This is a genomic window from Pseudomonas sp. SMSB3 (genome assembly GCF_052041965.1).
Classification (GTDB): Bacteria; Pseudomonadota; Gammaproteobacteria; order Pseudomonadales; family Pseudomonadaceae; genus Aquipseudomonas.
In genome coordinates this window covers 1-11676 of record NZ_JBKGGV010000003.1, presented here as the reverse complement: position 1 = coordinate 11676, position 11676 = coordinate 1, and the positions used below count along the sequence as shown (strand labels likewise).

Here is an 11676-nt window from a genome sequence, read left to right as displayed (position 1 = left end):
GGGCGCGCAGGTCAGGGCGGATCATTCGATGCTGAATGGGAAGTACTTGTCGTTGATCTTCTTGTACGTGCCGTCGGCCTTGATCTCTGCCAGGGCTTTGTTCAGGTCGTCGCGCAGCTTGGTGTCACCCTTGCGCACGGCGATGCCGATCTTGTCGCTGTCCATCACCGGCTCGCCCTTGAACTCGTAGTTCATGCCGTCCTTGCTCTTGAGCCACTCGTACTGCACGTACTTGTCGGCGAGGATGCCGTCGATGCGGCCGGAGACCAGGTCGAGGTAGGCGTTTTCCTGGGTGTCGTACAGCTTGACGTCGACGCCTGGGAAGTTGTCTTCAAGGTAGGTGCCAGCCAGGGTCGCGCGCTGGGTGCCGATGACCTTGCCTTTGAGCGAGTCTTTGTCGGTCTTGAAGTCGACGTTCTTCGGCGCGATGAACTGCAGCTTGTTGGAGTAGTACGGATCGGTGAAGTCGACGGCCTGCTTGCGCTCGTCGGTGATCGACAGCGACGACACCAGGAAGTCGAACTTCTTGGCGTTCAGGGCCGGAATGATGCCGTCCCAGTCGGAGGTCACCACCGAGCACTCGACTTTCATCTTGGCGCACAGGGCGTCGCCGATGTCCTTGTCGAAGCCGACGACGTTACCGCTGGCATCCTTGTTGTTGAACGGCGGGTAGGCGGCTTCGATACCCATGCGCAGTTTTTCCGCGGCCATGGCGTTGGCCGACATGACCAGGGTGGCAGCGGCTGCCAGGAGAAACTTCTTGTAAGTGTGCATGTATTGCTCCGTTAGCGGTGGCTGGACATGAATTGCTTGCAACGCGCCGAGGTCGGGTTCTCGAAGACCTGCTGCGGCGATCCCTGCTCTTCAACCAGGCCCTGGTGCAGGAAGACCACTTCACTGGACACCTGGCGGGCAAAGTTCATCTCGTGCGTCACCAGCAGCATGGTACGGCCTTCTTCGGCCAGTGCGCGGATAACGTTAAGCACTTCCTGGACCATTTCCGGATCGAGCGCCGAGGTCGGCTCGTCGAACAGGATGACCTTGGGTTTCATGGCCAGGGTGCGGGCAATGGCGGCGCGCTGCTGCTGGCCACCGGAAAGCTGGGCGGGGTAACTGTGGCGCTTGTCGTAGATACCGACCTTGTTCAGCAGCGCCTCGGCGGCCTCGATGGCCTCGGCCTTGCTCTGGCCCAGTACGCGGCGCGGCGCCTCGATGATGTTGTCGAGGATCGACATGTGCGGCCACAGGTTGAAATTCTGGAACACGAAGCCGATTTCGCTGCGCAGGCGGTTGATCTGGCGGTTGTCGCTGGCGATCAGGTCACCGTTCTTGGCGGCCTTGAGCTTGAGGGCTTCGCCGGCCACCAGGATCTCGCCCTTGTGCGGGTTTTCCAGCAGGTTGATGCAGCGCAGCAGGGTGGACTTGCCGGAGCCGGACGACCCCAGGATGGAGATCACGTCACCGTCGCGCGCGGTCAGCGAAATGCCCTTGAGAATTTCCTGCTCGCCGTAGCGTTTGTGCAGATTGCGGATTTCCAGCGCGGGCGTGGCCTGGGCCATGTGCGGTCCTCATGTATTCGGGTGCGTTCCCAGCTGTTGGCGGCCTTCCTGGCGAGCGCCACGCTAGCATAGCGGCAATATGACGGCCAACAGGGGCGCAAGGGGCTCAAGGCATTGCTGGGGCAGTTTGTCGCATCGCTGCAGCGCAACGTCGCGCAGATGTCCGCAAACGGTCTCGCCCAGCTCCAGAGCCTTGATGAAAAAAGGCGCGATGGTGCCAGCTTTGGGCGGCGGTTGGAAGCGCTTTCAACCCATCGACGGGTATTCGTTGGCTACAGGGTGGTACTGAAAAGGCAGAAGACCTGGCTTGGTAGGTTGTACCCATGGGTTGCACTTTTCTGCATTGCATTGGTGCAAAGGTGTTACCGAGGGGCACCTTTGGGGCGTTTGTAAGTGGGTATTTCAGTAATCCAGCCTTGGCATGGGGATTTGACGGGCATTCGGTCAGAACCTGGCCATATGCCCCGCAAGCCAACGTTTATGAGGGTGCGCGGTGTTCCTGACAAAGGCGTTCGGCACCTGGCGCGCTTATTGCGAGTGTGAACATGCCGATTGCAGCAATGCCTAGGTAATCCCCGCGCGTGCTGTGTTCCCGCAGTCGGAGTGGTCCACTCCTTACAAAGGTAGTTTTATGAGCGGTAACAATTCCAATGACCTCGCTCAGGGGCTCAAACAACGGCATGTGACCATGCTGTCCATCGCTGGCGTGATTGGCGCCGGTTTGTTCGTAGGTTCCGGGCACGCCATTGCAGCTGCTGGCCCTGCGGTGCTGCTGGCCTATGCCGCTGCCGGCACGCTGGTGGTGCTGGTGATGCGCATGCTGGGTGAAATGGCCATCGCCTCGCCCGACACTGGTTCGTTCTCTACTTATGCCGACCGCGCCATTGGCCGCTGGGCAGGCTTCACCATTGGCTGGTTGTACTGGTGGTTCTGGGTGCTGGTGATCCCGCTGGAGGCCAACGCTGCGGCGGCCATCCTGCATGCCTGGTTCCCGGCGGTCGACCTGTGGGCATTTTCCCTGCTGATTACCCTGGCGCTGACCCTGACCAACCTGTGCAGCGTCAAGAACTACGGTGAGTTCGAGTTCTGGTTCGCCCTGCTCAAGGTGCTGGCGATCATCGGCTTCATCGTCGTCGGCTGTGTGGCCATGTTCGGCTTCGTGCCCGACAGCCAGGTGAGCGGCGCTGCGCATCTGTTCGATACCCAAGGCTTCATGCCCAATGGCCTGGGCGCGGTGCTGGCGGCCATGCTCACCACCATGTTCTCGTTCATGGGCACCGAGATCGTCACCATCGCTGCTGCCGAATCGAAAAACCCAGGCAAGCAGATCAGCCGCGCCACCAATTCGGTGATCTGGCGCATCTGCCTGTTCTACCTGGTGTCGATCTTCCTGGTGGTGGCACTGGTGCCCTGGAACGACCCGGCGCTGGCTGAAGTGGGCTCGTACCAGACGGTGCTCAGCCGTATCGGCGTGCCGAATGCCAAGCTGATCGTCGACATCGTGGTACTGGTCGCGGTCACCAGCTGCCTGAACTCGGCGCTGTACACCTCTTCGCGCATGCTGTTCTCGCTGAGCAAGCGCGGTGACGCCCCGGCCATCGCCCAGCGCACCACCAAGGCAGCGACGCCGCATGTGGCCGTGCTGCTGTCTACCGCAGCGGCGTTCCTCTGCGTCTTCGCCAACTACGTGGCTCCGGCCCAGGTGTTCGAGTTCCTGCTGGCCAGCTCTGGCGCCATCGCCCTGCTGGTGTACCTGGTGATCGCGGTATCGCAGCTGCGCATGCGCAGTCAGCGCGAAGCGCGTGGCGAGCACATCGACTTCAAGATGTGGCTGTTCCCTGGCCTGACCTGGGCGACCATCGCCTTCATCGTCGCGGTGCTGGTGGTGATGGGGCTGCGCGAGGATCACCGTGCCGAGATCATCGCGACCGCGCTGCTGAGCATTGGCGTCGTCGCGGCGGGCCTGCTGGTGCACCGCAAGCGTGCCGCGGCTGCGCGCGTGGCACTGGATAGCTGACCGGCGCTGTTGGCAATGACAAAGGCCGCATCCTCTGCAGGGTGCGGCCTTTTTTGTGGCGCGTAGAATGGCTGACGCAGCGTCTGCGGCGAAGTCAGCCGAACTGCTTCTGCTGTTGCTGCTGCTTGGCCACCAGCTCGGAGGCGGCGATGTAGGCCTGCTGGAACTCGTCGCTTTCGAGCCAGGCCATGGTGGTGTCTTCGTCGGCGCCGTCGAGCCAGGTGCGGTAGGCGGTGAACACCAGCACGATGTAGTCGGTGGCGTGTTCTTCCTTGTGACCCTTGAGCACCAAGGCCAGCAGCGGATCGACCAGGAACACCGAGATCATCGGCACCAGGCCGTTTTCCTGGGCGCTCTTCATCTTCTCGAACAGCTCTTTGTAGCTGTCGCTTTCCATGGCCTTGTTGAACACCTGCTCGATGCTGGCGCTGTCGCCGGCACTGGCTTTGACCGCCTGGCCGCTGCGGACCATGCGGTTTTGCTTGGCCTTGCTGGCGGCGCGCTTGGCGCGTTTCTGTTGTTTGGTTGGCGTGGCCATGGGCAAATCCTTGGGTGTGGCGGAAAAGTGCGCGTATTGAAGCGCAGTTGCCGGGGAAACCCAAGTGCTGCAGCACAGGGCCGCTGAGCGGCCCGGTCATTCAGCTGGCGGGCGCCGGCTCGTCCTCCTCGAAGCCGCGCGAGGCACGGCCCACCAGCAGCTCATCGGGGGCATGGGCGACGCTCAGGTCCTTGTCGGGGTAATCCAGCGAATGCAGGAAGTGGCGGATGCAGTTGATGCGTGCACGCTTCTTGTCGTCGGACTTGATCACCGTCCACGGCGCATCGGCGGTGTCGGTGTGGAAGAACATCGCCTGCTTGGCGGCGGTGTAGTCCTCCCAGCGGTCCAGCGACTTAATGTCGATGGGCGAGAGCTTCCAGTGCTTGAGCGGGTCGTCCCGGCGCGAGATGAAGCGGCGCAGTTGCTCTTCGCGGTTCACCGAGAACCAGTACTTGAACAGCAGGATGCCGCTGTTGCACAGCATCCGCTCAAGGTCCGGCGCCTGGCGCATGAACTCCAGGTACTGCAGCGGCGTGCAGAAATCCATGACCTTCTCGACCCCGGCGCGGTTGTACCAGGAGCGGTCGAAGAAGACCATTTCTCCTGCCGTGGGCAGGTGCTGGATGTAGCGCTGGAAGTACCACTGGCCCTTTTCCTGCTCAGAAGGCTTTTCCAGAGCGACGATCCGCGCGCCACGGGGGTTCAGGTGCTCCATGAAGCGCTTGACGGTGCCGCCCTTGCCAGCGGCGTCGCGCCCTTCGAACAGCACCACCACCCGCTGCCCGGTTTCCTTGACCCAGCTCTGGACTTTCAACAGCTCGATCTGCAGCGCGTGCTTGGCCTTTTCGTACTCATTGCGGCGCAGGCGGGTGCGGTACGGGTAACTGGCTGGCAGCCGCGCGGCGGTGCTGTCTTCGTTGCTGCCCTTGGGCGCGGACGCCACCTGCAGCGCCGCCGGGGCCTGGCTGACCTTGGTGATGGTCGGCTCAGGCTTGCGCTGACGCGGCCGGCGCGGGCGCGGGGGCTTGGCGGTCGGGGGCGTGATGTCGGTTGGTGCTGGAAGGAGGAGGGGGGATTCGTCGCTCATGAATGGCCTTGTCGTGGTCAAATGTCCACGAGCCATACTATCGAGACGCAGCAAGGTGCTCGTTGATGAGCATCAATGGCTGATGGCTCAGCGCCATCCGGATCAAGCTAGAGAAGCCAAATCCCAGGCAACAAAAAACCCGCACTAGGCGGGTTTCTTGTTGTCGCTTCGGGTAACTTTGCAACCACCAGAAGCTTGAAGGTGGTGCCCAGAGACGGAGTCGAACCGCCGACACGAGGATTTTCAATCCTCTGCTCTACCGACTGAGCTATCTGGGCGACGAGGTGAATTAAATAGATTTTCAGATCGGTCGTCAACGACTTTTTGAAAAAATTTTAAATTAATTCCGTCGCTTACGCTCCGTGGGGTCATTCGGCGGGGGGAACGTAGCCTTCCGCTTGGGCGTAATCCTCGCCGGCGAAAAACTTGTCCATCTCGCCCTGGAGGAATTTGCGGTCCTCGGCGTTCATCATGTTCAGGCGCTTTTCGTTGATCAGCATGGTCTGGTGCTTCTGCCAGTCGGCCCAGGCTTGCTGCGAGATGTTGTCGAAGATGTCCTGGCCCTTGGCGCCGGGGTATGGCGGACGCTCCAGGCCTGGCAGCTGTTCGTTGTACTTGCGGCACATCACGGTGCGGGTCATTGGGCTTCTCCTGCAATCAATTCGTCGGCCGCGCGTTTGAGCAGCTTCTTGACCGGGGCGGCCAGGCCCAGGCGCGGTGGGGTGGCGAGGTTATACCAGAGCCAGTCGGCCTCGGCCACGTGCGGGTCGACCGGGTCTACCCGCACCAGCCAGGGCTCGATGGCCAGCTGGAAGTGGCTGAAGGTATGGGTCAGGCCATCCAGGGCGCGGCGTTCAGACAGGCGCAGGCCATGCTGGTAGGCCAGGTCGTCGAGCTGGGCGATGTCGTCGAGCTCGGGCAGGCTCCACAAGCCGCCCCACAACCCGCTGGAAGGCCGGCGATAGAGCAGGATGGCACCTTCGTGGTTGGCCAGCAGCGGCATCAAGGTGCGCCGCTGCGGCAGCGCCTTGCGCGGTTTGGGCTCGGGGTAGCGGGTTTCTTCGCCGTGCAGGTGCGCCTCGCAGCCACTGCGCACCGGGCACAGCAGGCAAGTAGGCTTTCTGCGTGTGCACAGCGTTGCGCCCAGGTCCATCATCGCCTGGGTGTAGTGGTTGGCGCGCTGCTGCGGGGTGAAGCGCTCGGCGGTCGCCCACAGCTGGTTGGCGACTTTCGGCTCGCCTGGGTAGCCGGCCTGGGCAGTGAAGCGGGCCAGCACGCGCTTGACGTTGCCATCGAGGATCGGCGCACGGATCCCCATGCTGATGCTGGCGATCGCTCCGGCGGTGGAGCGGCCGATGCCAGGGAGCTCGGTGAGCTGCTCGACGCTGCGCGGGAATTCACCGCCGTACTGCGCGACGACGATCTTCGCGGCTTTTTGCAGATTGCGCGCACGGGTGTAGTAGCCAAGCCCGGTCCACAGGTGCAGCACTTCGTCCTCGGGCGCTTCGGCCAGGGCCTGCACGGTCGGCAAGGCCTGCATGAAACGGTCGAAGTAGTTCAGCACGGTGCTGACCTGGGTCTGCTGCAGCATGATTTCCGACACCCATACCCGGTATGGGTTGATGCCCTGTTGCCAGGGCAGGTCGTGGCGGCCGTGTTGGTCGTACCACGCCAGCACGGCGCTGGAGAACTGCGTGGGGGTCATCGCTTGAACAGCCCCTTGAGCGCGTCTTTGAGTTCTGGGCTCACTTTGTCTCCGAGTTTTTCATCGAGCTTGTCTTTGAGGCGGTTGCCGGCGAGCTTGGCAGCGACTTTGCCCAAGCCGTCCTGGTCCAGCCGGCAGGCCTTGGCACCCAGCTCCAGCGGGCCACGGCAGCGCAGCGGCAGTTCGACCCCGACGTAACGCTCGTTGACCTGGCAGGCCGGGTCGGGCATGGCGCGCTGGTCGCCTTCGACGATCACGCCGACGTTGTAGTCCATGCCCAGCACGCGCAGGTCGAGGTCGCCATGGCCATTGACTGTGAGGCCCGGAATGCGTGCCTTGAGGTCTGGGTTGCTGGCCACGCCATTGCGAATCACCAAGCTGCCGCGCAGTTCCTCGAACGGGGTGTCCTTGCCGCGCGGATCGCCGCTCAAGGTCTTGCGATTGAGGGTGGCAATGGCCTGGCAGAGTTGCTGTTCCAGGTTGGCGTTGACCAGCACGCCGTTGGCGATGGTGAAGTTTGCGCTGCCATTGAGGGTTTCGACCAGTGCCTTCTGGGTGTTACCGGTAGCGGTCAGATCGCTGGTCAGGGTCAGCAGGCCTTTGACCGGAGGCGTTTTGTTGTCCTCGGTCTTGATGAAGTGCTCGACCGGCACCCGGTTGATCTTGGTATTGATGCCGATCTGCGGCACGGCAGGGCGCACATCGACACTGCCCTTGGCTTCGAAGCTGCCGTTGTAGAGGCCGCCGCGCAGGGTCTGCAGGGTCAGCAGGCCGCCTTGGCCGCTGGCTTGCAGTTGGGCGTCGGTGATCGGCAGTTTGTCCAGGGTCAGCGCGCCGAAGGCCAGGTCGGCTTGCAGGTCGAGGGCGCGCAGGCGGTCGACCGGCAGCAGCTTGTCTTCGCTCCAGGCTTGCTGGGTAGGTGCATTGGGCAGCGGTGAGCTGCTGGCAGCGGCACTGACGCTGGCTTCCTGTTGCTGGACCTCGGCCTGACGCGCCGCCGTGGCCCCTTTGGCCTGCTCGCTCTTGGCCGGCAGGTAGCGGTCGGCGTCGAACTTGTCGCCCTTGAGTTGCAGGCGCAGGGCTTGCTTGGCGAAGTCTTCGATGGCTACGCGGCCGGTGAAGGTGCTGTCGTCCAGCTTCACGGCAAGGTCGGCCAGGTTCAGGCTGGTCGGCGTGCCCTGCAGGCGGGTCACCAGCTCGAGCTTGCCGAAGGCCGTGGCGTCGTTAGTGGCCGGCAGCGGATGGCCGATGCCATCGAGGAAGGTGCGCAGGTCGAATTGCGCGATCGACAAGCCGCCGCTGACCTGCGGGGTTTTGTCCAGGTCACGCACATTCAGCTCGCCCAAGGCACGCAGTTGGTTGGCCGAGATTTTCAGGCCGTTCCACGACGCCACATTGGCCCCCATGTCGACCAGCAACTGGCCCTGGGCGCCGAAGGTCACGGTTTTGCCGGCGGTCGGCTCGCCCGACGTCTCGCCGGTCAGGCGCAGGTCTTCGAAGTTGTAGCGCTTGAGCTTGCGGTCGAAGCGCAGTTCGCCGGCTAGTTCAGTGCGTGCCTTGATCGCCGGTTGGCTGGCGCTGAGGAAGGCGCTGGCTTTGACGGCGATGTTGGCGCCTTCATGCACCGGGCCGGTGCTCAGTTGAATGCTCTCGGCGCTGTAGTTCTGGCCGCTCTTGGCATCGCTGTACTGCACGCGGGCGTTGTTCACGGTCAGGCTGTCGATGTCGAGCTTGACGGCGCGCTCGCTGCTGCTGTCGGCAGGCGCGCTTGGCTCACCCGCTGGGGCCTGCGCAGTGCCAGCGGCGCTGCCCTCGGTTGCCGTGGGCAGCGGTTTGCCGATGTCTTCCCAGTTGCCGTGGCCGTTTTCATCGCGTGCCAGGATCAGGTTCAGGCCTTCGACACGCACGTCGCTCATCTGCACTTCGCGGCGCAGCAGCGGCAGCACCCGAACGGAAAGGCCGAGCATCTGCAGGTCGGCAAAGGGTGTTTGCGGATTGGTCAGCGTCGCGATGCTGGCTTCGTGCAACTCCAGCCCCAACCAGGGGAACAGGCTCCAGCCGATATCGCCATTGAGGGTCAGCTCGACATGGGCCTTGTCGCGCGCCAGTTGGCGGATCTCGTCTTTATAGTCGTTGGGATCGAAGAGGTGGGTCAGGGCGAAGCCCAGCGCCACGATGATCAGCAGCAACCCGAGAAGCCCCAGTCCCAGGATTTTGCCGAACGCTTTCATGGGCGAGTCCTTGTAGTTCGTAGTAAGAATTCCGAACGGCTGAGTATAACGCCGCAGGGGTGACGGTGAGTCCGCTGATTTGGGGTTCGACAGTTGTGGTGTGGCCAGTTCCTTCTGCGTCGGCCTGTTCGTCGACGAGCCGGTAAACAGGCCGACGCAGAAATACCGATTCAGCTGGGCGAAAAAATAACGATATCAGATTGCTTTCATGTCATCTGTGAGCTGGTACCCTTGTGCCGCTTTGCGGAGCGACCGCGACCCATTGTCGCGGGTCGTTACCCAGGGAAAAGGCCAGTCCGCCATGCGTGCGAGAACAAGAGCCCGGGCAGCATCCGCCAGCACTGTCTACCTACAAAAGGATCGAATCCATGAGCAGTACCATCACGGCAGGCGGCGCGGTCAGCGCGCCGAGCTTCCTGTCGAAGGAGCGCATCATCGCCCGCCCGGGCTTCAACCGCTGGCTGGTCCCACCGGCGGCCCTGGCTATCCACCTGTGCATCGGCATGGCCTATGGCTTCTCGGTGTTCTGGCTGCCGCTGTCGCAAGCCATCGGCATCACCGCACCGGTTGCCTGTTCGGCGGACATGGGCTTCATTGCCCGCATGTTCAGCGCCGAGTGCGACTGGCCGATTTCCATGCTGAGCTGGATCTACACGCTGTTCTTCGTCTTCCTCGGCTGCTCGGCCGCGGTGCTTGGCGGCTGGCTGGAACACGCCGGCCCGCGCAAGGCCGGCCTGGTATCGGCGCTGTGCTGGTGCGGCGGCATGCTGATCTCGGCGATCGGGGTCAAGACTCATCAGCTCTGGCTGATGTGGCTGGGCTCGGGTGTGATCGGCGGCATTGGCCTGGGGCTGGGCTACATCTCGCCGGTCTCGACCCTGATCAAGTGGTTCCCGGACAAGCGCGGCATGGCTACCGGCATGGCGATCATGGGTTTTGGCGGCGGCGCCATGGTCGGCGCCCCGCTGGCAACCGCGCTGATGGGGCACTTTGGCAACGCCCAGGAAGTGGGCGTATGGCAGAGCTTCGTCGCCATGGCCGCGATCTATTTCGTGTTCATGACCGCAGGCGCCTTGGCCTACCGGGTTCCGCCAACCGGCTGGAAGCCTGAAGGCTGGACTGCCCCGGCGAAGAAAGTCGGCAATGGCATGGTCACCGACCGCCACGTGCACGTCAGCGTCGCCTGGAAAACCCCGCAGTTCGCCCTGGTCTGGCTGGTGCTGTGCCTGAACGTCTCGGCGGGTATCGGCATCCTCGGCATGGCTTCGCCGCTGCTGCAGGAAGTGTTCGCCGGCAAGCTGCTGGGCAACGAGCTGAGCTTCAGTGAGCTCAACCCTGCGCAGCTGGCGCAGATCGCAGCGATTGCCGCAGGCTTTACCGGTTTGTTGAGCCTGTTCAACATCGGCGGGCGCTTCTTCTGGGCGTCGTTCTCCGACTACATCGGCCGCAAGAACACCTACTTCGCCTTCTTCGCCCTGGGTGTCGGCCTCTACAGCCTGGTGCCGAACATGGGCCACCTGGGTAACGTGGCGCTGTTCGTGGCGGCGTTCTGCATCATTCTGTCGATGTACGGCGGCGGTTTCTCCACCGTGCCTGCGTACCTGGCCGACCTGTTCGGCACGCAGATGGTCGGCGCCATCCACGGTCGCCTGCTGACGGCCTGGGCCGCTGCCGGCGTGCTGGGCCCGGTGCTGATCACCTACCTGCGCGAGTATCAGCTGGCGGCGGGCGTGGAGCGTGCAGCTGCGTACGACATGACCTTGTACATTCTGGCCGGCCTGCTGGTGCTGGGCTTCATCTGCAACCTGCTGATTCGCCCGGTTGCCGACAAGTACTTCATGAGCGATGCCGAGCTTGCCGCCGAACGTGCGCTGAGCCACGACAAAGGCGCTGATGGTGCGCGGTCGCTGGAGTGGCACGCCGCGCCGGGCAGCCTGCCGCTGGTGCTGCTGGCTTGGGCGGTGGTGGTTGTGCCGTTGGCTTGGGGTGTGTGGATTACCCTGCAGAAGACGGCTGTCCTGTTCCATTGAGCTTGGGGGCGCTTTGCGGCCCATCGCGACTTGCAGTCGCTCCTACGTGGGGGTGCGCTTACCCCGTTGGGGGCTTTGCGGTCCATCGCGACTTGCAGTCGCTCCTACGTGGGGTGCGCTCACCCCGTTGGGGGCTTTGCGGTCCATCGGGACTTGCAGTCGCTCCTACGTGGGGGTGCGCTTACCCCGTTGGGGGCTTTGCGGTCCATCGCGACTTGCAGTCGCTCCTACGTGGGGTGCGCTCACCCCGTTGGGGGCTTTGCGGTCCATCGCGACTTGCAGTCGCTCCTACGTGGAGATGCGCTCACCCGTTGGGGGCTTTGCGGTCCATCGCGACTTGCAGTCGCTCCTACGTGGGGTGCGCTCACCCCGTTGGGGGCTTTGCGGTCCATCGCGACTTGCAGTCGCTCCTACGTGGGGTGCGCTTACCCCGTTGGGGGCTTTGCGGTCCATCGCGACTTGCAGTCGCTCCTACGTGGGGTGCGCTCACCCCGTTGGGGGCTTTGCGG

At 63.3% G+C, this 11676-nt stretch carries 9 protein-coding genes and 1 tRNA gene; 2 read left to right on the top strand and 8 right to left on the bottom strand.

The window, feature by feature from the left end; translation table 11 throughout:
* Positions 1-21: 21 nt before the first annotated feature.
* Both ACLEJW_RS05960 and ACLEJW_RS05955 read right to left on the bottom strand, forming a co-directional pair.
* Positions 22-774: an ABC transporter substrate-binding protein gene (locus ACLEJW_RS05960; RefSeq protein WP_145183836.1), complete on the bottom strand. Its 753-nt coding sequence runs from the start codon at positions 772-774 to the stop codon at positions 22-24.
* A gap of 11 nt (positions 775-785) precedes the next feature.
* Entirely contained in the window at positions 786-1559 is a 774-nt protein-coding gene (locus ACLEJW_RS05955; protein ID WP_145183833.1) for an ABC transporter ATP-binding protein, read from the bottom strand.
* Positions 1560-2190: 631 nt separating this feature from the next.
* On the opposite strand from ACLEJW_RS05955, the gene gabP reads away from it, so the two are divergent.
* Positions 2191-3576 (top strand): GABA permease, encoded by a 1386-nt coding sequence (gene gabP, locus ACLEJW_RS05950; RefSeq protein WP_145184971.1) that lies wholly within the window; start codon positions 2191-2193, stop codon positions 3574-3576.
* A gap of 94 nt (positions 3577-3670) precedes the next feature.
* Here gabP and ACLEJW_RS05945 read toward each other — a convergent pair whose 3' ends face one another.
* The 6 genes from ACLEJW_RS05945 to ACLEJW_RS05920 form a co-directional block, all read right to left on the bottom strand.
* Positions 3671-4114, bottom strand: a complete 444-nt coding sequence (locus tag ACLEJW_RS05945) for a hypothetical protein (RefSeq protein ID WP_145183830.1) — start codon at positions 4112-4114, stop codon at positions 3671-3673.
* A gap of 100 nt (positions 4115-4214) precedes the next feature.
* Positions 4215-5201 carry a polyphosphate kinase 2 gene (gene ppk2 / locus ACLEJW_RS05940; protein ID WP_440777216.1) on the bottom strand — a complete coding sequence of 329 codons (987 nt, stop codon included), beginning with the start codon at positions 5199-5201 and terminating at the stop codon, positions 4215-4217.
* Positions 5202-5403: 202 nt separating this feature from the next.
* Positions 5404-5479, bottom strand: a tRNA-Phe gene (locus tag ACLEJW_RS05935).
* Between the two features lie 90 nt (positions 5480-5569).
* Complete coding sequence (locus ACLEJW_RS05930) at positions 5570-5842, bottom strand: oxidative damage protection protein (RefSeq protein ID WP_145183824.1); 273 nt, start codon at positions 5840-5842, stop codon at positions 5570-5572.
* On the bottom strand, positions 5839-6906 hold the full coding sequence (mutY, locus tag ACLEJW_RS05925; RefSeq protein WP_440777215.1) for an A/G-specific adenine glycosylase: 1068 nt from the start codon (positions 6904-6906) through the stop codon (positions 5839-5841). The genes ACLEJW_RS05930 and mutY overlap by 4 nt, the downstream gene beginning before the upstream one ends.
* A complete protein-coding gene (locus ACLEJW_RS05920; protein ID WP_440777214.1) occupies positions 6903-9137 on the bottom strand; it encodes an AsmA family protein in 2235 nt (744 codons plus the stop codon). The genes mutY and ACLEJW_RS05920 overlap by 4 nt, the downstream gene beginning before the upstream one ends.
* 368 nt (positions 9138-9505) lie before the next feature.
* Between ACLEJW_RS05920 and ACLEJW_RS05915 the strand changes: the two genes are divergently transcribed.
* Complete coding sequence (locus ACLEJW_RS05915) at positions 9506-11167, top strand: OFA family MFS transporter (RefSeq protein ID WP_313295336.1); 1662 nt, start codon at positions 9506-9508, stop codon at positions 11165-11167.
* Positions 11168-11676 lie beyond the last annotated feature (509 nt).

What these genes read in the sequence shown, in the direction of transcription:
- ppk2 (WP_440777216.1), bottom strand. Translation starts at nt 5,201, where the DNA reads ATGAGCGACGAATCCCCCCTCCTCCTTCCAGCACCAACCGACATCACG.
- ACLEJW_RS05960 (WP_145183836.1), bottom strand. Translation starts at nt 774, where the DNA reads ATGCACACTTACAAGAAGTTTCTCCTGGCAGCCGCTGCCACCCTGGTC.
- ACLEJW_RS05930 (WP_145183824.1), bottom strand. Translation starts at nt 5,842, where the DNA reads ATGACCCGCACCGTGATGTGCCGCAAGTACAACGAACAGCTGCCAGGC.
- ACLEJW_RS05955 (WP_145183833.1), bottom strand. Translation starts at nt 1,559, where the DNA reads ATGGCCCAGGCCACGCCCGCGCTGGAAATCCGCAATCTGCACAAACGC.
- gabP (WP_145184971.1), top strand. Translation starts at nt 2,191, where the DNA reads ATGAGCGGTAACAATTCCAATGACCTCGCTCAGGGGCTCAAACAACGG.
- ACLEJW_RS05915 (WP_313295336.1), top strand. Translation starts at nt 9,506, where the DNA reads ATGAGCAGTACCATCACGGCAGGCGGCGCGGTCAGCGCGCCGAGCTTC.
- ACLEJW_RS05920 (WP_440777214.1), bottom strand. Translation starts at nt 9,137, where the DNA reads ATGAAAGCGTTCGGCAAAATCCTGGGACTGGGGCTTCTCGGGTTGCTG.
- ACLEJW_RS05945 (WP_145183830.1), bottom strand. Translation starts at nt 4,114, where the DNA reads ATGGCCACGCCAACCAAACAACAGAAACGCGCCAAGCGCGCCGCCAGC.
- mutY (WP_440777215.1), bottom strand. Translation starts at nt 6,906, where the DNA reads ATGACCCCCACGCAGTTCTCCAGCGCCGTGCTGGCGTGGTACGACCAA.